General features: G+C 43.9%; 19 protein-coding genes. 2 read left to right on the forward strand and 17 right to left on the reverse strand.

All coding sequences use genetic code 11. The features are described from left to right. Positions 1–79 precede the first annotated feature (79 nt). From mreB to spoIIQ, 10 genes are all read right to left on the reverse strand, one after another. Positions 80–1,081: a rod shape-determining protein gene (mreB, locus tag BMX30_RS17595; protein WP_090748753.1), complete on the reverse strand. Its 1,002-nt coding sequence runs from the start codon at positions 1,079–1,081 to the stop codon at positions 80–82. 231 nt (positions 1,082–1,312) lie between these two features. Further along, positions 1,313–1,495: a hypothetical protein gene (locus BMX30_RS24295; protein ID WP_090748755.1), complete on the reverse strand. Its 183-nt coding sequence runs from the start codon at positions 1,493–1,495 to the stop codon at positions 1,313–1,315. A gap of 240 nt (positions 1,496–1,735) precedes the next feature. Next, the gene (gene spoIIID, locus BMX30_RS17605; RefSeq protein ID WP_090748757.1) at positions 1,736–2,008 is read right to left on the reverse strand and encodes a sporulation transcriptional regulator SpoIIID; all 273 of its coding nucleotides are present in this window, start codon (positions 2,006–2,008) and stop codon (positions 1,736–1,738) included. 429 nt (positions 2,009–2,437) lie between these two features. After that, entirely contained in the window at positions 2,438–3,091 is a 654-nt protein-coding gene (locus BMX30_RS17610) for a 3'-5' exonuclease (protein WP_090748758.1), read from the reverse strand. Positions 3,092–3,437: 346 nt separating this feature from the next. Further along, on the reverse strand, positions 3,438–5,288 hold the full coding sequence (locus BMX30_RS17615) for a DUF294 nucleotidyltransferase-like domain-containing protein (protein WP_090748760.1): 1,851 nt from the start codon (positions 5,286–5,288) through the stop codon (positions 3,438–3,440). Continuing rightward, complete coding sequence (locus tag BMX30_RS17620) at positions 5,269–6,939, reverse strand: sodium:solute symporter family protein (protein WP_090748761.1); 1,671 nt, start codon at positions 6,937–6,939, stop codon at positions 5,269–5,271. The genes BMX30_RS17615 and BMX30_RS17620 overlap by 20 nt, the downstream gene beginning before the upstream one ends. A gap of 104 nt (positions 6,940–7,043) precedes the next feature. Continuing rightward, positions 7,044–7,349: a DUF4212 domain-containing protein gene (locus BMX30_RS17625; RefSeq protein WP_090748763.1), complete on the reverse strand. Its 306-nt coding sequence runs from the start codon at positions 7,347–7,349 to the stop codon at positions 7,044–7,046. Positions 7,350–7,432: 83 nt separating this feature from the next. Next, a complete protein-coding gene (locus BMX30_RS17630; RefSeq protein WP_090748765.1) occupies positions 7,433–7,615 on the reverse strand; it encodes a hypothetical protein in 183 nt (60 codons plus the stop codon). 618 nt (positions 7,616–8,233) lie between these two features. After that, the gene (locus BMX30_RS17635; RefSeq protein ID WP_090748767.1) at positions 8,234–10,216 is read right to left on the reverse strand and encodes a penicillin-binding transpeptidase domain-containing protein; all 1,983 of its coding nucleotides are present in this window, start codon (positions 10,214–10,216) and stop codon (positions 8,234–8,236) included. 353 nt (positions 10,217–10,569) lie between these two features. Further along, positions 10,570–11,520: a stage II sporulation protein SpoIIQ gene (spoIIQ, locus tag BMX30_RS17645; RefSeq protein WP_090748771.1), complete on the reverse strand. Its 951-nt coding sequence runs from the start codon at positions 11,518–11,520 to the stop codon at positions 10,570–10,572. Positions 11,521–11,648: 128 nt separating this feature from the next. On the opposite strand from spoIIQ, the gene BMX30_RS17650 reads away from it, so the two are divergent. Both BMX30_RS17650 and BMX30_RS17655 read left to right on the forward strand, forming a co-directional pair. Continuing rightward, complete coding sequence (locus BMX30_RS17650; RefSeq protein WP_090748773.1) at positions 11,649–12,071, forward strand: VanZ family protein; 423 nt, start codon at positions 11,649–11,651, stop codon at positions 12,069–12,071. A gap of 314 nt (positions 12,072–12,385) precedes the next feature. Next, the gene (locus BMX30_RS17655; RefSeq protein WP_090748775.1) at positions 12,386–13,384 is read left to right on the forward strand and encodes a nuclease-related domain-containing protein; all 999 of its coding nucleotides are present in this window, start codon (positions 12,386–12,388) and stop codon (positions 13,382–13,384) included. 54 nt (positions 13,385–13,438) lie between these two features. Here the strand turns inward: BMX30_RS17655 and spoIID are convergent, their stop codons facing one another. The 7 genes from spoIID to nuoL form a co-directional block, all read right to left on the reverse strand. Then, positions 13,439–14,464, reverse strand: a complete 1,026-nt coding sequence (spoIID, locus tag BMX30_RS17660; RefSeq protein ID WP_090748777.1) for a stage II sporulation protein D — start codon at positions 14,462–14,464, stop codon at positions 13,439–13,441. A gap of 407 nt (positions 14,465–14,871) precedes the next feature. Beyond that, a complete protein-coding gene (murA, locus tag BMX30_RS17665; protein WP_090748779.1) occupies positions 14,872–16,179 on the reverse strand; it encodes a UDP-N-acetylglucosamine 1-carboxyvinyltransferase in 1,308 nt (435 codons plus the stop codon). A 32-nt stretch (positions 16,180–16,211) separates the two neighbouring features. Next, entirely contained in the window at positions 16,212–16,955 is a 744-nt protein-coding gene (locus tag BMX30_RS17670) for a YwmB family TATA-box binding protein (RefSeq protein ID WP_090748781.1), read from the reverse strand. A 608-nt stretch (positions 16,956–17,563) separates the two neighbouring features. Then, on the reverse strand, positions 17,564–17,800 hold the full coding sequence (locus BMX30_RS17675) for a DUF1146 family protein (protein WP_090748783.1): 237 nt from the start codon (positions 17,798–17,800) through the stop codon (positions 17,564–17,566). A gap of 320 nt (positions 17,801–18,120) precedes the next feature. Then, positions 18,121–19,632, reverse strand: a complete 1,512-nt coding sequence (gene nuoN / locus BMX30_RS17680) for an NADH-quinone oxidoreductase subunit NuoN (protein WP_090748784.1) — start codon at positions 19,630–19,632, stop codon at positions 18,121–18,123. 6 nt (positions 19,633–19,638) lie between these two features. Next, complete coding sequence (locus BMX30_RS17685; protein WP_090748786.1) at positions 19,639–21,141, reverse strand: NADH-quinone oxidoreductase subunit M; 1,503 nt, start codon at positions 21,139–21,141, stop codon at positions 19,639–19,641. Continuing rightward, on the reverse strand, positions 21,134–23,002 hold the full coding sequence (gene nuoL, locus BMX30_RS17690; RefSeq protein ID WP_090748788.1) for an NADH-quinone oxidoreductase subunit L: 1,869 nt from the start codon (positions 23,000–23,002) through the stop codon (positions 21,134–21,136). The genes BMX30_RS17685 and nuoL overlap by 8 nt, the downstream gene beginning before the upstream one ends. Positions 23,003–23,018: the final 16 nt, after the last annotated feature.

Raw genomic sequence — 23,018 nt, forward strand, 5'->3', positions numbered from 1 at the left:
CTGCTAAAAAACACTACTTTCTTATTTTAAAAGCTAAAAAATCCATGGCTCAACTTGAGACCATGGACGTGTTAGCTCGTTAGACGATTTTCCTTCTTGCGATTTTATCAAGGTTATCAAGCATAATGCCTGTCCCTAGCGCCACACATTCCATTGGGTTTTCCGCAACAAGGACAGGTACTTTGAGTTCTTCTGCTAGTAAGGTATCCATACCATGTAGCAAAGCACCGCCACCGGTTAAAATCACACCACGGTCAATGATGTCTGCAGATAGCTCTGGAGGGGTTTTCTCAAGCACTGTTTTCGCCGCATGGACAATCACCGCTACCGATTCACGTAGCGCGTTTTCGATCTCCTCTGAGCGTACAGAAATCGTTCTAGGAAGACCAGAAACCATATCACGGCCACGGATGTCCATTTCCTCGCTACGAGATCCAGGGAACACCGTACCAATATTCAATTTAATGTTTTCCGCCGTACGCTCCCCAATCAAGAGCTTATACTGCCGTTTGATATAGCTGAGGATTTCGGCATCGAACTTATCCCCTGCCATTTTTATAGAAGCAGAAGTAACGATATCGCCCATAGACAACACGGCTACATCTGTTGTTCCACCACCGATGTCGACAACCATGTTTCCGCTCGGTTGGAAGATATCCATTCCTGCACCAATCGCCGCCACCTTAGGCTCTTCTTCAAGATAAATCTTTTTGCCACCGCTTTTCTCAGCAGCTTCTCTAATTGCTTTTTGCTCTACGCTCGTAATATTCGTCGGGCAGCAGATCAAAATCCGCGGCTTCGACAACAGACCTTTAACGTTTAATTTGTTAATAAAATGCTTTAGCATCGCTTCCGTCACATCAAAATCAGCAATCACGCCGTCCTTCAACGGGCGAATTGCGACGATGTTTCCCGGTGTGCGCCCTACCATCTGACGCGCTTCTTCCCCGACTGCCAAAACTTTGTTTGTATTTTTATCAATTGCCACGACAGACGGCTCGTTCAATACAATCCCACGGCCTTTAACGTGTATCAACACATTCGCTGTTCCAAGGTCAATCCCAATATCCCTTGCTAACATTCTACCCAAACCTCCTTGACAAATGGCTGGCTGCGGCTGATTCATCCTCACCTCTACCAACAACTTAGACAAGGACTTATTCTTCTTATAGACAGACGCGGCACCATATTCACCTAATTTTCTATTTTAACACATGCTAACCAAAATAGTAACTGTTTTCGACAGTTTCTGCAGAAAATTGTCGGATTTTTTAGAGGAGTAGGATTTTGCTTTAGTTTTTAATCATGCCCATTATTGGTTGATTTTATGGAAGAGGGTTTTGTTCACTTTGTTCTTCGGGACAATGAGAGGTTGATTTCCGCTCCAGGCACTTGCTTTCCGCGGGGCGGGCGCTGAGCCTCCTCGTCGCTTACGCTCCTGCGGGGTCTCACCTGTCCCGCTGCTCCCGCAGGAGTCAAGCGCCTGGAGCTCCAATCAACACGACTGGTAAAAGTTTTTATTCACACCAAACATCCACCTTCAATAGGAATATTAGATTCTGGTTTGGTACATGCGGCTTTTCGGGTAAATGTAAAAACACAAAAGGCGACTGCCTCTTTAAATTTCGAGACACTCGCCTATTGTTCTGCCCAGTCTTTCTTTCCGGACATTGCTATTTGCTCCTTTACCATTGACTTGAAAAGTGTAATCGTTGGAGACAGAAAGTAACATACGTTATTTTACGGGTTCCTCTTCCCTTTCTTCTTTTCGGTATTTTAGCTTCGTCGCTTCGCCACCTCGTAAATGGCGAATCGATTTATGATAATCGAGAATTTCTTTTACTTCATTCGCTAGTTCCGGATTGATCTCAGGCAGCCTTTCCGTCAAGTCTTTATGGACTGTACTTTTGGATACGCCAAACTCTTTCGCGATGACGCGAACTGTTTTTTTCGTCTCCACGATATACTTTCCAATCTTGATGGTTCTCTCTTTGATGTAATCGTGCACACCACTCGCCCTCCCTAAATTGGATGTGAGAAGTGTGAAATGAGACCCGCTTTTCCGCGTAAGATACTGGAACCGCACCATTGTATGCGGCAGAAGGCCTGGCCTTCTTGACATTACTGGAAATAATCATGACCCCGGCTAAATTCATATTCTCTGCTAACGACTCTTCACCTCAAACACTCTCTTTGACAGGTTTGTAACCATTCTATTAGCTTGGATAAGGGATTATGCACGAAAAACATAATAAGGACGAGGAAAACATGTATTTTTTCTGAAAATTTAATTATTTTAGGTGATTGAGTGGGTTTATTGTGGATTTTTATCCTTGAGGACATTTTGTTAGAGGATGGAATGTGCTGGTGCATACTTGAGTGCTTTATTTTAGGAAAGGCTGTGTCGGCTCAAACCGAGGTGCCCCGGCTTGAACCTCTATCCACCATTTTTATTCGTGACATTGATTAGATCGCCCCATGTGGAGCCACCCCTATCTTTAAAAAGCCGGAGCAGCTCAGTAAATAAATAAGCGGTTGTACGGGCATCGCCGAGGGCATTATGACGTTCGTAGATTCTCGTGCCAAATGCCATCGAATATCGTTCTAAATCACGCATATCGTAGGATGGCGCGATATGTCCAATCAAATCTAATGTATCGATTGCCTGCATTCCTTTTAAGGACCGATTCGCTCTTTTGAGTTCATTTTTTAAAACAAGACTATCAAAACTGACATAATGACCGACTAGGCTGACCGCTTCACGCAATTTTATGAACTCAAAAAACTCATTTATTGCTTCGATGGCTTCAGGTGCGTTTTCAACCTTTTCCGGCGTAATCGATGTCAGGTCGATTATTTCTTGAGAAATGTTTCGTTGCGGGTTCACATAGGTCTGAAAGCATTCATCTTCGTACACTTCTAAGCCACGGATGGTTACCGCGCCAATCTCAATCAACCGATCATCTGCCCCGACATTAAATCCCGTCGTTTCGGTGTCGAACACAACGAAAGTTAAATCCTCAATCGACGTTGATAAAGGAATGGACTGATACGATATCGGACAAGTGACGGATTTTCTTCGAAATAGCATCGAAACCTCCTTATTTCCCGTTTTTTATTCCCTGTACGAGAATATATCGGCTGAATATGGTCATCTTATTCCCTGTGCGGGAATATAACTTCCCTTAGAGAGAATATATCTTCCTTTAGAGGGAATAAAACTGTCGTTAGCGGGAATATAATCTAGCTCACCTGATCAAAACTAGTTTTTATTCCCACTAGGCGGAATAAAATATACCCCGCAGTGTAATTTAAACCGCTAATCTACTTTAAAAACAGCTGATTTTTAACAAAAATTACCCATTTCAGATAAAAACTAACCCCCATACTAAGCAAATCTAGCTCTGATCAGAACAAAACTCGCAAATCTAGCACTATCAAATCGAAAACCGCGCAAAAACCAGCCCCTGCAGCTCCCTCAACGTATCTAAACTTAAAATTAACTCATCTTTTTCCCTCGTGGATAGAGAATGAAAGTGGAGAACAGAACTTCCGCCCGCCCACCTCAGCCGAATATACACAGATAGAATCTGCTCCACCCCGGCCTTGAGATCAGCAGCAAAATCCGGCGTAAAAACGCCCCGCTGTAATAACGCATTAATTTTACCCACCGGCGTCCCACCTGGGATTCCCTCTAGCAAAGACAGAATCTGCAAACTATGATGATAGGGAAACAGCACTTCCTTCTTCAAATCGATACTCTTCCGGTCCATTTTAAACAGTGAGCGAATGGGTTGGTCTAGCATAGGTATCTGGCCTTGCGCCCGCTCTGCTTGGGCCAGTCGATACTGGAAGATTTTCGAGCGATCAAGCAACTCTAAAATCATCGAATCTAGCTTTTTCGCTACACTCTCATCCCCGGCAACCAATCGATAGGAAAAGAAGTTTTGTGCTAGCAGCAAGTTTTCATTGGTCGATTTTAGCATCCAGTGACGCAGCCGCTCCTGCCACTGGCTCACCGACCCGCGCCACTGCTCCTCACTCGCCATCATCAAGCCCTGACAACGCGCGTAGCCAGCCACCTCGAACAGTCTCGTGATTTCCACACCTAAGCGCTTAAAATAAACATGGTCGCTACCATTCTCAAAGACAAGAAAATGGTCCTGATCCGTCAGCATGAACTGCTCCCCACGACCACTTGACCCCATTTGAAAGAAAGCAAATTTCGTCGAGGCACCTCCCAGATTCGCCACGGCCAACTCAACCACGCGCAACACCACACGGTCATACAGAGCCGTCACCACTTCTAGCAACGAAAATGCTGGGACCTGTTCTTTTATTAACATATCAGTAATGTCACAGATGGCTTCCCTCACAAATGGGAGGGACGCTTCATCGGCTTCATCAATTCGCCTAATCATCTTCATGACACTAGCATTCTTCTTTTGAAATAAATCAGATAAGGTCACAATTCCTAACACGGTTTTACCGCCCTTATCTGTAACAGGTAAATGCTTAATTCCATTTAAAAGCATGCTAGTTATGGCCTCATAATAGTAGGCAAGGCGAGGAATCGTTATTGGACTGGCGGTCATGATTTCCGAAGCCCGGCCTTGATCGTTTTTCCCTTGAGCGACAACGCGATGGACAATGTCGCGCTCGGTGATGATTCCGGTGAGCACCTCTCCTTCCATGACCAACACCGAGCTTGTCCGAGATTCAAACATCTTCAACGCCACGTCTTGGATCGTTGCATCAGGCGTAACAGTGACCAGTTTTTCGACCATCAAATCTTGAACCCTCGTCATGAATGTTTGTTTGTCGCCAATCTTTCGGGCTAATTTTACCTGCTCGGCAAGCGAGCCATAAACATCCTTCAGCCGGACCGTTACTTGCGCTAGCAAATATTCGGTGACCACCGGCTCATTCCATCTTTTAGATAACACGCCGAAAGGGACGAACAATGCCTCAAGCTCCTCCACAGCCCGAACCTGAATTGCGGTTGGAGTGTCCCGTACCTTCAACCCACTCATCACTTCAACCAGGTTAGAAAATCCAATCAGCTCTCCCTTTTGAAGAATTTCAAGCACTTCATCCTCAACAAACACTTCGGCCATTCCTGATAAAATCACCAACAAGCCACGGTGCGGTGGAATGACTTCGGTTTTTTTATAAGACCGGGGCTCACAATCGGAGACAAGGGAAAGGGCCGTGCTTTGCTCCAACCCCTGAAAGAGGGGATGAAGCTGCACAGCCTCCCATATTTCTTTATGCCTTTGTGGATCCATCTTCACTCATCCAAACTTCGCCGTCTTTATAGACCATTTGTTCAGGATATCGTAAGTCCATAACTTCTTCCTGAATTTTTTGCGAAGGTGCTGCCGTTGCTAGCGATACGATGATGTTTGCCAAGAACGCGGCCGTTGCCCCGAAGACACCCGCGCCAGTGTCGATGATTCCAAGAATCGTAAATCCGCCGTATTTTGCAGCGAAAATGTAGCCAAGTGTCACCGCTAGACCAACTAGTAGACCAGCAATAACCCCTTGTGAGTTTGAACGCTTCCACCAAACCCCTAGTACAAGTGCTGGGAAGAAGGTTCCTGTCGCGAGCGCAAACGCCCAAGCAACAATTTGCGTGATTGCTCCCGGAGGATTTAAGGCAATCAAGCCAGCGAATAATGTAGCTAAAACAATCGACCAACGTGCCACCGAAAGACGCGTCTTTTCCGTTGAATTCGGCTTCCACACGCGGTAAAAAATATCATGCGCAAATGCTGAGGAAATCGAAATCATTAATCCACCAGCCGTTGAAAGCGCCGCTGCCATTGCACCTGCTGCGACAAGTCCGATTACAAATACGCCAAGATTGGCAATTTCCGGTGTCGCCATAACGACGATATCGTTAGAGATGATCAATTCGCTCCATTGAAGGACGCCATCGCCATTGCCATCGGCCATCTGAAGCTTACCGGTGTCAATCCATGATTTCGTCCATGCAGGAAGATTGGTAATCTCGCTTCCAGCAATCTTTGTCATTAAAATAAATCTTGAGAACGCTGCATAAGCAGGCGCGGATAAATATAAAAGTCCGATAAATAATAGTGCCCAAGCACCAGACCAACGAGCGGCTTTCATCGTTGCTACCGTATAGAAACGAACGATTACGTGCGGCAAGCCCGCTGTTCCACACATTAATGTAAACATTAGCGCCAAGAACTGCCACTTCGTCCCGTTCGTAAATGGTGCGAAATACTCCGAAATTCCAAGCTCACGATCAAGTTCGCCCATTTTACCAACGAGCTCGCCGTAAGAAAGCCATGGCAACGCACTATTCGTTAACTGCAAGCTCATAAAAATAACCGGAATTAGGTAAGCAATAATTAACACGACATACTGAGCAACCTGCGTCCAAGTAATCCCCTTCATCCCACCAAAGGCAGCGTAGAAGGCAATCAATACTACCCCAATCATCGTGCCAAGCTTGGCATCGATTTCAAACAAACGGCCAATAACCACGCCTGAACCAGACAATTGCCCGATTGAATACGTAAACGAGATGATAATCGTACAAATCGCCGCAATCACGCGTGCGGTATGGCTATCATATCGGTCACCGATAAATTCAGGTACCGTGTAACGACCGTACTTACGCAGCTGTGGTGCGAGCAGGAACGTTAACAGCAAGTAACCGCCGGTCCACCCCATAATATAAGCAAGCCCATCGTACCCGAGTAACATGATCGTACCGGCCATCCCAATAAACGATGCGGCACTCATCCAGTCCGCACCAATCGCCATTCCATTAAAAACCGGCGGAACCCCGCGGCTTGCTACATAGAAGTCTGACGTCGCTCTCGCCTTATTGTAGACAGCAATCCCTATATAAAGTGCAAATGTCGCGATAATAATAGAAAATGAGACCAAAAACTGAGTATCCAAAATGTGTTATCCCCCTTTGCTACAACTATTTCTACTAGACCCCCACTCGAGGTCAGCCTATACTTTTAATCCCCTAGACCCATTGAAGGTCAGGTCTATTTTTACTAGTGATCCACGCTTTTCCCAGCGCTTAGTTTGATATTCTGTGCTTCGTCGATGCCGTATTTTTTATCAATCATATCGCCGACCTTGGCGTTGACGAACAATAAGATAATAAAGGTCACGACGGCTCCCTGTGCTCCCATAAAGTAATGAAACGGAAATCCGCCCATAAGCGTCAGTTCGCTCAATGGCTCTGCCAACAGGACGACACCGTACGAAACGATGAACCAGATGATGAAATAGATCACCATATAGCGGTTCTTTTCACGAAAATAGGCATCTGCTACTGCTTTCTCAATCTTCTTCACATTCCCACCCCTTTGTAAAATAACAAACTATTAGGCCGTAAAATCACCATTCACTCCTTCCTCCGTTTTCATCCTCGTACCAATCAACTTAAGCTGAAAATAAATTTGACTGTATCGAAAAATGGCGCAGGCACCTTGAGGACTTCAATGAAGAAATATAAGAAAATACTGAGGAATGGAATAGCAAGGTAAAAAGACTTTTTCTTTCGTAAAGCTAAAATAAGTGACGCTCCTGTAATGGAAACTAAAATAATCAATGTTAGCATTTTGACCCACCCCCTTCTGTAAGCGCTACCAAAACTAATCCGAAATCCATGGTTGAACATTCGTTCAGACGGCTCAAATAGTTTATTTAATTTTTAGAAAATTGGTAATTTTTATTATCCATAAATCAAACAAGTTGGTCAAGGAAAATTTTAGGCGAAATTTAGGACAATTCTGTCGACAACTTTATCCGATTAACAACTTATCCTCGTTGGTAATAGGGTTTCTCTCTTTTAGTGATTGTCGAAAAATATATTTTATGATGTTGCTGGTTTTACTGCTGGTATGGTAGCTTTCCTATCTATTGGTGACCTTTCTTGTTCTAGTAACACTCACTTAGGGCACCAATAGGCTTCATTGGTGACCTTTCTTCCTCTAGCAGCACTTACTTTGGGCACCAATGAGCCTTATTGGTGACCTTTCTCGTTCTAGCAACACTTACTTTCGGCACCAACGGGCCTTATTGGTGACCTTTCTTCCTCTAGCAACACTTACTTTCGGCACGCACCAATTGGTTTTCATTGGTGACCTTCCTTCTCTATCACGATATCCAACCCATTTTAAAAATCCCAATTACCCCAACAGAAAAAACCAGAAGGGATTTTCCCTTCTGGCCTCATTTATTCTTTTTCTGCTAGAAAGACATTCTTCACTTTCGTTACGGCTGCTGTGGAGCCGCCGCCGGTTTGGACATCTTCGATCATCATTGAGATCATTAATTCCGGGTTGTATCCGATGAACCAACCAAGCTCGCGGCCTTTTGTTCCTTGTGTTGCTTTGATCTCGGCTGTTCCGGTTTTCCCTGCAATTGGATAGCCTTCAATCCTTGCAGCGTGGGCGGTTCCATTCGGGTCGCTCACTACCTTTGTGAGCATTGCGTTCAGGCCTGTAGCTTGTTCCGCACTAACTAACCCTTCTGCCCAGATTTGCTTTTGAGTTTCATCCGCTAATAAAATCGGTTTGATGAGATTGCCATTGTTGACAAATGGTGTGTAGGTTGCGGCTAAATGAAGGATATTCATTTCCACTTGGCCCTGACCATAGCCCGAATCAGCTAGAGCAATTTCACTAGCGAGCTCACCCATTTGCGAACTTTCAAGTGGATAAGGATACTCCATATCCTCAAAGCCAAACTTCTTTAATCCAGCAGCAAAGTCCTCTTTGCCAATTTCCAGAGCACTGCGGGCAAAATAGATGTTATCGGAATAAATCATTGCCTTTTCAAGGTTAACTTGGCCTGGTAAATTTGTGTACCGCGTTACTTTGTAGTCTCCCCATGACTTATCTGGCTGCCATTGCTTTTCATTGATTTCATAGGTTGTGTCTAGCTTTAGTTTACCAGTGGATAATCCGACTGCAGCGGTGATCGGCTTCATTACGGAACCAGGGACATACGTTAACTTGAAGCGATTCAAATACGGCTTCAATGGATTTTCTTCTAATGCTTGGCGCTGTGATGCTGAGATGCCTAATGTTTCAGCATTCGGATCAAACCCTGGCGCACTTACCAATGCGAGCGTTTCTCCAGTAACGGGGTTCATTGCTGCCGCTGTACCTGCAACACCTTTCATCTGGTCATAGATACGCTGTTGGAGCACGACATCAATCGTTAACTGAACATCCTCGCCATCCTCTACCGGTTTTTCAGCAAGTACCTTTTCTGTTCCGTCTTCCTTAACGATTGAAATTTTCACGCCATTGGTGCCTTTTAACTTTTCTTCAAATACTTGCTCAAGGCCGCGCTTGCCGATATAATCGGCGGCTGTGTAGCCTTTTCCTTCATTGTTTTCAAGGTCCTCAGCGGTAACCTTCGCGACAAAGCCCACAAGATGGGAAAGGTCCTCGCCGTAAGGATATTCGCGGGCACCCACCTCCATGCTCGTGACTCCAGCGACGGCAAATAGCTTCTCTTTTAGCGCCTCATCTGTCTTAGAGATATTTTTAAGCGGCACAAATAGATCTGCTTTTACCCATGAGGCATTTAATAATTTCGTGATTTGATCCTCAGACATGTTGAGCAGCTCGCTTAGCTTCGTGACGGAGTTTTCATCCATCTTCCCGGGAACGACGCCAATCTGCATCGCCGTTCCATTAATGGCGAGTCCATTGCCGCGACGGTCGACAATGCTGCCACGCACAGCCGGGATATTGTCGTAGCTAATTTTATCGGCGCTCCCTAGCTCTGGGAAAATATACGTGGTATCCCAATTGACATACCAATTCGTGTCGTCCTCGCGCTCTTCTTTTACAAGGACGGCCGTGTGATCAAACTCAATGGGCCCGGCGGCGCTATCCATCTTGGCGGAATAGGCAAAGCCAGCCTGTTCTTCGTATTTCTCTTCTTCTTCTGGCGGATTGAATAGGACATCAAGCTGGTCGATTTCGAGGTCCTGGTAAATTTTATGATAACGATTGACAAAGTCTTCTTTCGTGATTGTCTCTCTAGCTGGCTGTGAAAGTAATTCATACATTTCTTCAAAGTTTTGCTCATTCCAAAGGCTTACGTACTCTGCAAATCTCTCATCCGGGGTTGGCTGTTTGCTCATACACCCGGCCAAAATAATGGTTAAAACGAACGTCATCAGGATGATTGCTTTTTTCAAATGCGACTCCCCCTTCTTGTCTAATTTTACCACATTCAAAAGGTTGGATGTGTTATACGGGGTTATTGATTTCCGCTCCAGGCACTTCGCGCACCTTAGGGCAGTCCGGGAGCCTCCTCGTCACTACCGCTCCTGCGGGGTCTCCCTTGGCCTTGCACTCCCGCAGGACATTGAATGGCTTCCTCGAATATGCCCACGCACGAGAAAATGTGCAGTTCATTTTCGAGGAGTCTTCGTGCCTTCCGCTCCAATCAACCTGGTCAAAATCAACATAGTCCTTTAACACAGCCAAAAAGAAAAACCCGCCAGTTAGCATGACGGGTTTCCTGTCCATTTTAAAATCTATTTACAAATCAAGAGTTGCTAGATGGTGTTGCGTTATCTTCAGTTGGGCCATCCTCTGGTGTTGAAGTTTCTTCATCAGACCCAGTTCCTTCTTCTGTTGAAGTTTCTTCGTCAGATCCAGTTCCTTCTTCTGTAGAAGTTCCTTCGCCGGACTCAGTTCCTTCTTCAGTTGAAGTTCCTTCGTCAGATTCAGTGGCATCCGTTGATGGGTTTTCATCAGCGTCTGCACCAGTACCAGTTTCAGCTTTACCAGCATCGCCTTCAGAGTCCATTTCTGCCTCTTGAAGCGCGCTTAGTGGCTTATCAAAGTAATCTAATGGGTTCACTGGAGTTCCGTCTTTACGAATCTCAAAGTGTACATGGACGCCTGATTGCTCGTTAAACTGGCTTGTACCAGCTGTTGCAATCGCATCACCTTGCTTGACCATGTCGCCCGCTTTTACTTTCATATTTTTAATTGATTGATACTGTGTTACAATTCCATTGTCGTGTTCGATTTCGATTACGTTACCTAGCAGTGAGTCTTCCTTAACCGTTGTTACTTCCCCGCTTAACGATGCGATGACATCAAATTCCTTGCCATCTTTTGCTGCGATGTCGAGTCCTGTGCTCGGATGGTATTGGTTATTGTAAACAACTAGTGCAGCTTCTTGTTCGGCTTTATCACTTTCGTTGTCATAAAACTGCATTTTCACAACAGAGTTTTCGACATCTTCCATTGGCATAACGAATTTCTCCAACGAGCTATTTACTTCAACTGCTGGCTCGTCATTGAACTGCTTGCTTGGATTGTCGGTTGCCTGATCAAGTTGATCTGTACCTTGTTCACCGCCACCTTGGAACCAAAGAACACCTGTTAGTATGATTGCGGCACTTCCTAAATACACTGCTGGGTAAACCCACCGCTTCTTGAAAAAGCGTTTAAAGCTCTTTTCTTGAGAAGATTTTTCCTCTCTCATTTTCATCACCTCAGCAATCATTCTGAACAGATGCGAAAAAATATATACATAGAGTTGAAAAAAATTTTAAATGCTTATTTTTCGACAAACTTCTCAGTATTATACATTTTATTTTTTTGGAGGTTTTTATGAAACACGTTATTAGGATTTTGCCCGTCGTTTATATGGCACTTATTTGGGTTTTATCGAGCATGCCGGCGGATGCGGTGGTGGAGCTGCCGAATGTTGGGGTTGACCGATTTATTAAAGAGTCGCTGCATCTTGTAGAGTTTGGGATCTTGTATGCGTTGTTATTTTTTGCTGGATTGACGTTTGGTGGTCGGTTTAAACCTTTGTGGAGTTTTATTTTTATGGGTGTGGCGATTTTATATGGGGCAATTGATGAAATCCACCAGTCGTTTGTGCCATACCGCTCGGCGACATGGATTGATTTTGTAAAAGATACCATCGGTGTGCTAGTTGCTTCGCATTTTATGCATCATGCTTATTTTAGTGGGAAGTTTGTGCGGTTGGGGGATTGGTTGCGGAAGTTTGCTGCGTGGGTGCGGTGATTTTATTCCTGTAGCGGGAATATGTTTGCAGTTTATTCCCTTTACAGGAATATAGCAGGCTAAATATTCTCTCTGCGAGAATATATTAAGTTTGATATTCCTCTCAAGGGAATATCTGTTCCATTTCGGGGAATATAACGTCTCTCAGAGGGAATATAATTTTACATCCTATTATTATATTCTCTCTAAGGGTAATATAAATTACCCCCACCCCTATAAAGTCACAAATCCTTCACATTATCTAGCAGCTTTTTGAAGGAAACTGCCCCCGTGGTGCCGTATTTTACTATCAAACCTAATAAGGAGGAATCCATTTGTACATAAAACCCCGCCCAATCCCTCTAAATGTGCTATTTTGCCATGCACTAATTCCCAGGCTAAGTCCCAACCACCCTAAAATACCTCAACTAGAAAGAGAAATCAGCAGCTATATGTCAGGGTATCGTGGCGAAAAGGCGACTGAATTCCATTTAACCTTCCTCGATGACAAAAAACATCATATATTCGGAGGTTTACGTCTTCCTCACGAACAGCATTACTTCCAAATCGACACTCCTATTCTTACGCGCAAGTACATTCTCATTCTTGAAACCAAAAACATGGGTGGCGAACTTGATTTTAGTCCCGAGCAATTTAGCCAAAACTCTTTTTACGGAAAAAAGGGCTATAAAAATCCAATCGTACAAGTAAACCGCCACAAGGAGCAGTTACAAAATTGGCTAGAAACTCATAAACTCCCTGTAACTATCCCGTTGATCCCCCTTGTCGTACTTAGCAACCCATCGGCCATCATTAAAACGGATGAACCCGACGTTCTTCAGCAGGTTTGCAAAGTGGAAAACCTAAAAAACAAACTTACGAATCTCACTAACCTCTATGCGAAGGATGTTCTAACAGATAGAATGGTTAAAAAGATTTCCATGCTTCTCCTTGAAGACGACACACCACTTTTCCCTGATATTGAAAAAACGTATGGTCTATCACCACAAGACATTGTCCCTGGAGCTCTTTGCCCTAAATGTCCCTCGACCAAATTGATAAGAAGGGACCGCATTTGGATCTGTCCGCGCTGTCTTACTCATTCAATAGATGCACACAATGACGCGATACTTGATTACTTCCTTTTCAATAAAACAACTCTAACGAATAAAGAACTCAGAGACTATTTAGGGATTGACTGCATTAAAACAGCGAGTAGGATCCTTGTGTCCTTAAACCTCCCATCCACCGGACAAAACAAAGGCCGCATCTATCACCGCCCACTCGATTTTCTTGAACAACTAGAAGCACGTTACAAACGTATAAAAAGCTAAATGACGATAATAGAAAAAAACCAGAGCCCCATCACTCTGGTTTCATACAACACTTTATTTCTTCGCCATCACCTGAGTCAGCGTATTCTCCCCAGAGGCGATTTCAATTCCCTTGTAGTAATGCTGAACAATTTCCTTATAGCTTTTTCCTTCGGCCGCCATGCCGTTTGCGCCATATTGACTCATGCCGACGCCGTGGCCATAGCCTTTCGTTTCGATCACGATGTTGTCGCCTTTGGCATACCACTTAAAATCACTGGAGTTTAACCCGAGCATATCGCGGACATCTCTCCCGCTCAAGACTTTGCCGGCAATTTCCACTTTCCCGACGCGATTGCCTTCTGTCTTCTGAGTAATCTTGCCAACCTCGCTTCGGTCTGTCAGCTTAACCCCTAGCTTTTTTTCAAATTCACTGACAGGGATAATTTTTTGCTCGGTATATTTAGGGGATACCTTATCCCACGGACTTTCTACGCTTCTTAAATAAGGAATATTATTTGCCCAGTATTCCTCTGAGTTTTCGGTAAAACCGTTGCTTGTTGAAAAGAAGGTTGCCTCAATCGGCTCTCCGCCATATGTTAAGATTTGTCCGTCCGTTGCCTGAACGGCTTCTCGAACTTTCGCGTACTTCTCGTTAAATTCAGATTTCCATTGCTGCTTTAGTTCTGCCGTATTTTTATATACTTGATGGGCTGTGGTATCTGTGACATGGGCCCCGTCTGGCAACCCGGTCGTCCCAGTTCCCATCATTTGTTTGACATAATAGGTTCGCGCTGTCAGTGCTTGCGCCTTGAGAGCCTCGAGTTCAAACTCTGCTGGCATCTCCGCTGCAACGACACCGACTAAGTATTCATTAAGTGGCACCCTCTCCACCTCCGACTGAGCGGTTCTGAAGACAGCTACTTCAACGGCTGAATCGGCAGACGGCTCTGCATTGGGATCTGCTGGTGTCACATTTTCACTCAGTTGCCCGCTCGCCTTTTCCCCACTAAAGGGAAGCACGAGTACGGTTGGAATCAGGAGGATGACTGTAAATAGAAGGGCTGCTAGAACGATGATTGGGTTGAATGATTTTTTCATTGAGTTGCCTCCATAACTATGAAATTAAAACGGAGAAGTACCCGTCTCAATTCAATCTTATGGCGAGGGACAAGCAATTATGACTTAAGAATGGACGATAAAAAAATCTTCTTCGACCTTAGGATTTTTTTACAATTAAATAATATTCCATATTTTCACGAATTTTTTTAGGTTCTCGCCCATATGGATATAAAAATATGAAATAGAACAGGAATATTTTTTTAAAGCTGTTTTCGTAAACATTGTTGCTATTGAAGAAGTTGTCTTCCGCTCCCAAGCAACAGAGTTCTAAAAACAACAAAAAACCGCAGAATCACGCTTGGGTGCAGCGTCATCCTCCGGTTTTATATAATTTTAAGCTTTCATACTAAGAGCTCAAGCGATCCTAAGCACTCAGACAAGAAGTCTTAAGCATTCATATCTGAAACGTAGGATTCAGTTTCTTCCGTTTCCTCGATTTCACTTACGCGCTCGATGTCTGCACCGATGCCAGCTAGTTTGTCGTGGAAATCCACGTAGCCGCGGTCTAAGTGTTTTAATTCAGTAACGCGTGTGATTCCATCAGCTACTAATCCAGTTAAAATTAGAGCTGCTGCTGCACGTAGGTCGGTTGCTGAAACTTCTGCTCCTTGCAGATTAGATGGACCATTCATGATTACGGAACGACCGTCGATTTTAATTGAAGCGTTCATGCGACGGAATTCTTCCACATGCATGAAACGGTTTTCAAACACTGTCTCTGTAATCATACTTGTGCCTTGAGCACGAAGTAATAATGCCATCATCTGGGATTGCATATCTGTTGGGAAACCAGGGTGTGGCATCGTTTTGATATCGACTGCCTTCAACTTTTCAGGTCCAATGACACGAATGCCCTCTTCTTCTTCTTCGATGATTACACCCATCTCTTCCATTTTCGCAATTAAGGAAGATAAATGTTCTGGTACAGCGCCTTTTACAAGCACGTTTCCACCTGTAATGGCTGATGCGACCATAAATGTACCGGCTTCAATGCGATCAGGAATGATGTTATGATCTGCACCAAATAGCTGATCGACACCTTCAATTTTAATTGTACCAGTACCTGCGCCTCTTACTTTTGCTCCCATTTTGTTAAGGAAGTTCGCAAGGTCGACAATTTCTGGTTCTTTTGCTACGTTTTCCATGACTGTTAAGCCGTTCGCTAATGCAGCTGCCATCATGATGTTTTCTGTAGCTCCAACACTTGGGAAATCAAGATAGATTTTTGCGCCATGAAGACCATTTGGTGCTTCGGCTTCAATAAATCCATTCCCAACTTTAACTTTTGCACCCATTGCTTCAAAGCCTTTAAGGTGCTGATCGATTGGACGGGAACCGATTGCACAGCCTCCTGGTAGCGCCACGCGGGCACGACCATTACGGGCTAACAACGATCCCATTACTAAAACAGAAGCACGCATTTTACGTACATACTCAAACGGTGCTTCAATTTTCAACTCTCGAGATGCATCGACAACAATTGTATTATTTTTAAACTCCACTTCGGCGTTTAAAGAACGTAAAACTTGGTTGATTGTGTATACATCGGAGAGAGTTGGCACATCACGAATGACACTTTTTCCATCACTTGCTAATAATGATGCAGCGATTACAGGCAGTACGGCATTTTTTGCTCCCTCTACTCTAACAGTGCCGCTTAGCCTTTTTCCGCCGCGGACGATGATTTTTTCCAAATGTATTCCCCTCCGCGTCCAATTTCTCTATATTAATATTCAATAGTTATGATGGGTGTGCCAACTACGAGGGTAGTGTTTCCGCCCATTCCGTCTGGTTTTCTTAGTCCTAGTTGCAAATTCATATCATGGTCTTTACTGATTGTTCCAGAGAACAATGGTGAAAAGGCGGATGTTGATAGAAAATTGTCCTCTTCCAATGCTTCAATTTCTTCTGCATTAAAAGATGCTAGAAGCCTATTCATATAAGTCGGCAAAGCCTCATCCATCTTATCACTGAACTCGCCTTTTACACAAGAGAAAGTTGAAGCCTTCCCAGTAAAAATGTCAAGCAATCTGTCTTGCCATTCTTTGCTGACAAAACCCTCGGATTGTTGGTCCCACTTTTGACCTTTCACTTCATACATAGCATATGTATGTAATTGGCCCAATGTTTCTGTTGAAACAATTTTAATTTTCTCTGTGTAATTGGACGAAACCGGAGTTGCCGTGATTGTATAATGATCAGCGTCCCGTGTTTCGCTCCATGACCAATCTGAGAACTTCTTCTTCAAATCAGCTACAAACTGCGCACGCTCCTGTTCAGTTGTCACTTTTTCCAATGTTTCCCTAGAATATAAAGACCACTCTGTGATTAAAATATGTTCGTCCTGCAAGACTGAGACCAGCGTTGTTAAATCTTGTTCAAATTTTGCTATGCTTGTTTTATTCCCTAACTGAAACATAAAAAAACCAATAATTATGATAATTGTCAAATAAAGCGACCTGTTCTTCATCTCTGTATCTCTCCTCTCCCCTTACTACCATTCTTACCAGCTTGAGGAGCGACATACTTGGGAATTGTCGTCACTTTTTGACAATTTTCATATTCAGGCAACATGTCCAGGCGTGCAGATAATTACAAAACGTAACATAGGTTTAACTGTTTTTTATTGTGAAGCTTGTTTTTAAGTCGTCATTGCAGGTTTAGTTTGTTCGTTTATCTTGCTGTATGTTAGCTATTCGCACAATTTTACAATCCACTTTTGCGATTTGTACTTTTTTCACAATAAAAATCAATCCAAAGACAATAATACTCAATTATACACGTTTTGAAAACATGTATTAATACCTAAATTTTTACCATATTTGCAATTGCTGAGGTTGGGTGTTGATTTTTACTCCAGGTATCTTTCATAAAACTATTTTACAGTTTTTTTCTATATGACTAGGTAGTGGTTGATCTCCGCTCCAGGCACTCGCTTTCCGCGGGCGTGCAGGGGAGCCTCCTCGGCGCTTCCAGCGCCTGTGGGGTCTCCCCTGCCCCGTACTCCCGCAGGAGTCGAGTGCCTTCCGCTCCAATCAACCTGAGCAAAAATTAATAAATGTCCTTTAACAACACCCACTACTGAAACATAAACGGCAATTGTTGTGACCATAGTAGGTAATCTAGGAAGAAGTTACTTACGATGGAACCTATGGTGATGGAGAGTAGTATGTATAGGACTCTAGCCTGAAACACACGGTTGGCTCGTAGGAGTTTGTCAAAGTGCAGTGCTTGTAGGGCCCACCATGCGAGCGCGATGAAAGCCAAGTGTGAAACGATACTTACTAATGATTGTGTGCCAAAGTCAGCGATCACGGATCATCCCTCCTCTTTGAAACATTGTAGCATAAGCTCCCTCTATTATCAGACGGATTTATACACAAAAGGTTTCATCCTATTATCACGCTAAGATCTTATTAAAGCTACTAAATTATTTCCCAGAAAAGAATAAATGCGCAAGCGCCATGGTCAGCCCCGAGGGGTTAGGCGCATTTTCTATGTTAAAACTATACCTTCATACCTTTAAATAAAAAGAAACTGACCTCCCCCAAGGCCAGTTTCTTTGTAGAGCTCTATTATTTCCCCTTTGAAAACCGAACCATTCCAATCCCCCAATTAGAATGGTGGCTCCATTTTTAACCCATAAAATCCATGAACTGATTGAAGTTTGTCTGCAGGAAGTCGAATGCCAGCTGTGGCATCACTCCAAGCAGAATCGTCGCTACTGCACAAATGATGATAACAGCGTTCGTTCCAGCTGGCAGCTTCAATTTCGTCTCTTCCGCTGCCGGTCGGAAGAACATTTGCGTCATAATTCCAAAATAGTAGAAGTAAGAAACAACGGTTGTTGCAATCATGATTGATGCAAGCACATAATGCGATGGACTGACCATCAGCGCTCCTAAGAAGATGTTAAGCTTCCCAATAAATCCAGCTGTTCCTGGAATTCCAGCAAGCGACAGAATGAACACGGCCATCGTTACCGCTAAAATTGGTGAGCGGCGGTAAAGTCCTGCAAAATGACCAATATCCTCTGAGCCTTCTTTCTCGGTGATCAGCTGAATGATTGCAAACGCTCCAAGGTTCATGAAAACGTAAGCGAGCATGTAAAACCAGATACTATCGAACATTACATAAGACATTGCAGTAAAGGCAACAAGGATGTACCCTGCATGAGCAATACTAGAATAAGCAAACAATCGCTTAATATTGCGCTGTCTTAATGCAACAACGTTTCCTAGAATCATTGTCACCGCTGCTAGGAAGCCAATGAAATCCTGGAGATCAAACAGCATTGGAATCGTTCCGTCTCCCACTGGAATGGAAGAGAAAATCGAAACCATGATACGGATCAAGATGACAAAGCCAGCAATCTTTGAAACAACACTTAGGAAAGCTGTAACTGGTGTTGGTGCCCCTTCATACACATCTGGCGCCCACATGTGGAACGGAACAGAAGCAAGTTTGAAGGCCAAGCCGACAAAAATCATGAAAAACGCTAAACCGAGAAGGTATGTATACTGAGGATCTGTTAACGTCCTCAACATTCCAGACATCTCATTCAAGTTTGTCGAGCCAGTTATTCCGTACAAATAACTCATCCCGAAAAGCGTAATCGCCGTGGAAATACTTCCGTTAATGACATATTTCATCGCCGACTCATTCGATTTCAGGTTTTTCTTCCGTAATCCCGCAAGAATATAAGAAGAGATTGATAATAACTCAAGGCCGACAAAGAGGGTAATCAAATCTCCGCTCGAAGACATGATCATGGCACCCAGTAAGCCGGTTAAGAATAGGTAAAAGAATTCTCCACGATACTCTGTAAGACCTTCTTTCGGCTCATAATCGATGGCTAAAAGCAGGACTAAGGCCGAACCAACTAATAGAAGTAGCTTAAAGGCTTTGGCAAACGAATCGAGTCTAAAGGTATCATGTAAAATTGAACCTACTTGATTGTCGAGTAATCCTAACAGAGACACAATGGCTGCAAGGACGGCCACAAAAGCGAACCAGCCAAGCATTCTCCGATTAAATTTCTTTGGCAGAAACAAATCGAGCAAGGTTAGGATGACTGAAGCAATGACAATGATGAATTCGGGTCCCATCAAACTCCACTCATACGATAGTAATGTCTCTAAATCCATCCTTCATCACCCTCCTATCCCTTGCACAATGGTCTCTAATGGCTGACTTAACACTGCAGGATATACGCCAATTAGGATAATCAGTCCGATTAGGACAAGAACCGGTGCCCATTCAAATGAACGGATATCGGTGATACCAGCATACTCACGATCCGACTTGCCATACGTAATCGCAAGCACGGCGCGAAGTAGGTAAACAGCTGTCATGATAATACCAAGTGTCCCGACCGCAGCAAGGACCGGCATTTCCCGGAACAAACCGAGGAAAGCCATAAATTCACTAACAAACCCAGACATTCCTGGCAATCCAAGTGAAGCCATCGCCCCGGCTAACAAAAATCCAGATGCTAGTGGCATTCCTTTCGCTAATCCGCCAAGGTTTGCGATATGGGTTGTCTGCAAGCGCTCGTACATAACGCTAACTAAGAAGAATAATAGAGCTGAGATTAGACCGTGAGACACGACCTGGAAAATCGCTCCCTGAACACCAGCCTCATTATATGCACCTAATCCAATTAACACGATTCCCATATGAGAAATAGAGGAATACGCAAGGACCATTTTAAAATCTGTTTGGATGAAGGCAAGGAACGCACCGTAAAGCAGGTTTACGACCCCAAGCACGGCAATTAACACGCTTAACTCTTGGAACTCTTCTGGGAAGATGCCCATTCCGAAACGGATCAGACCAAATGCACCAATTTTTAAAAGAATTCCTGAGTGCAACATAACAATGGACGGCGGTGCTTCAACGTGCACGCGCAGCATCCAGCTATGGAGCGGGAAGATTGGCAGCTTAACTCCAAACGCAATTAACAAAGCAATAAAGAGTCCCATTTTTAAAGAATCTGAGATTGGTGTTAATACTTGTTCAGGTGAGTTCACTAAAATCTTAAGGGCTTCGATATTCGTTGTCCCTGTTTTAGCAAATAGCACCATGATCACGATTAAAAGAATTGCCGAACCTAATCCGTTATAAATCAAGAAACTATAAGCCGCTTTTTCTTTATCAAAATATCCCCATTTCCCAATTAAGAAGAACATTGGAATTAAGGTGATTTCAAAGAAGATAAAGAAGAGAATCAAGTTTTGCGCCGTAAACACACCGAGCATACCAATTTCTAAAAGGAGGAAAAGCATGAAATAGCCTTTCCATTCTTTTTTAATATGAAAAGAGGCAATTGCTGCTAGTGTCGCTAAAATCGACGTTAACACAATCATCAGCAGGGCGAAGCCGTCGATTCCCAGTTCATACCGAACGGTGAATAAATTCGGATCCATCGCGCCGAAGCTACCGAATTGAATCCAGCGAGCCTGTTCAGAAAAACTATCGAGACTCGTTCCACCTAAGTATGAAAAGTAGGCAACCAGTGCGAGCACAGTAGCAGGCAAAGTGGCTAAGACGCCGAGCATTTTCAATCCTTTTTCATTTCCCTTTGGCATGAATGCCAAGAGGATGATGCCTAATAACGGGGAGAAAACGAGTAGGCTCAAATAAAAACTATCCATTTAAATACCCCCCTGTCAGCGCAAAGATGAGCAATAGTACAGCTAGTCCGAGAAACGCGACTGTACCATAGGTTTGAATCTGACCATTTTGTAGCTTCGCACCTGTTTTGCCGAGACCTCTTACAATACCAGTGACCAATTGAACCAAACCATTGACGAGGAACATCTCGATAAAACGCAAGAATAGACTAATAGCCTTCGTCGCATAAACAATTGTAGTTTGATAAATTTCGTCGATAAAGTATTTATTGACGACAATGCTATAAAGCGTTGGCGCTCTGCTCGTAAACCAGTCACGAGAAATGCTGCGCTTGCTGTACATCAGATACGCTAAATAAATCCCTGCTAATGAAACAACCGTTGCGACAATCATGATCCAAGCTGGACCTTCAATATGACCGTGTCCAAGTGCCTCATTGCCTTCAACGAGCCAATCACCTAGGAACGTTCCAAACCATGGTGTATTGACATATCCACTTACAACCGCAAGGATTCCAAGGACAATCATTGGTCCTGTCATCGATACTGGTGATTCGTGGACGTTCTTCATTTCGCTTCGTGCTTTTCCGCTAAATACCATAAAGAACAAGCGGAACATATAGAAAGCCGTAAAGAACGCAGCAATTACTGCTAGCCAGAACAAGATGTAATTTCCATTAGCCCAAGCGGCAATTAAAATTTCATCTTTACTAAAGAAACCAGAGAACAACGGCACCCCACTAATTGCAAGTGTTCCGATTAAGAATAATGGTGCGGTAAACGAAAGCTTCTTCCACAGACCACCCATTTTTTCGATGTCTTGGGTATGAACCGCATGAATGACACTACCTGCTGCTAAGAACAACAACGCCTTGAAGAATGCGTGAGTCATTAGGTGGAACACACCGGCTGCGTAGCCAGCGGCACCAAGGGCAAGCATCATATAACCAAGCTGACTCACGGTTGAGTAAGCAAGAACTCTTTTAATATCAGTCTGTGTTAAACCAATAGTTGCGGCAAAGATGGCGGTAACAGCTCCGACAATCGCCACAGTCGACATCGCCGTTTCACTCGCTGCAAACAGAGGAAACATGGTAGCGACTAAATACACACCAGCTGCAACCATTGTTGCGGCGTGGATCAAAGCCGATACAGGTGTCGGACCTTCCATCGCATCCGGTAACCATGTATGAAGCGGGAACTGACCTGATTTACCAACAGCTCCGATAAAAATAAGAATCGCTGTTAAGGTAATCATCGTTCCTGAAACTTCGCCAGCGTGTACACTTGCAAAGATTTCATCGTATTCAAAGCTGCCAGTCTGCCAGAATAAAAGAATCATTCCGATAAAAAGACCGACATCCCCAATTCTTGTCATAATAAAGGCTTTCTTCGCTGCTGCTTTGGCACTTTCTTTATTAAAGTAGAACCCAATCAGTAGGAAGGAACCTACCCCTACAAGCTCCCAGAAAATATAGGTTTGTAGCAAGTTAGGTGAGAGAACGAGACCAAGCATAGCAAATGTGAACAAGCCTAGGTAGGCATAGAACACCGGAAAGCGCTGGTCGCCGTGCATATAGCCTTTTGAATAAGTATGTACTAGAAAACTAACTAGTGACACAATCACCAGCATCAATGCGTTTAATTGATTTACCTCAAATCCCACAGTTAATTGCAGATCTCCTATTTGGAGCCAATCAGCTTCGAGTTTATAGGTAGCACCTGTTAAGCGTCCTACCAACACGATGACTGAAAAGACCAAAGAGGCAAGGGTTAGCAAAATCCCTACATACGCACTCGCTTCTTTCAGCCGCTTGCCGAACAGAAGGAGGGCGAGAAATGATAAAAGCGGGAAAAGCGGAATGAGCCAAGCATTCTCCATCTATATCACAATCCCC

Origin of the sequence: Mesobacillus persicus, from assembly GCF_900109925.1 — a bacterium.
GTDB classification, from domain to species: Bacteria; Bacillota; Bacilli; order Bacillales; family Cytobacillaceae; genus Mesobacillus_B; species Mesobacillus_B persicus.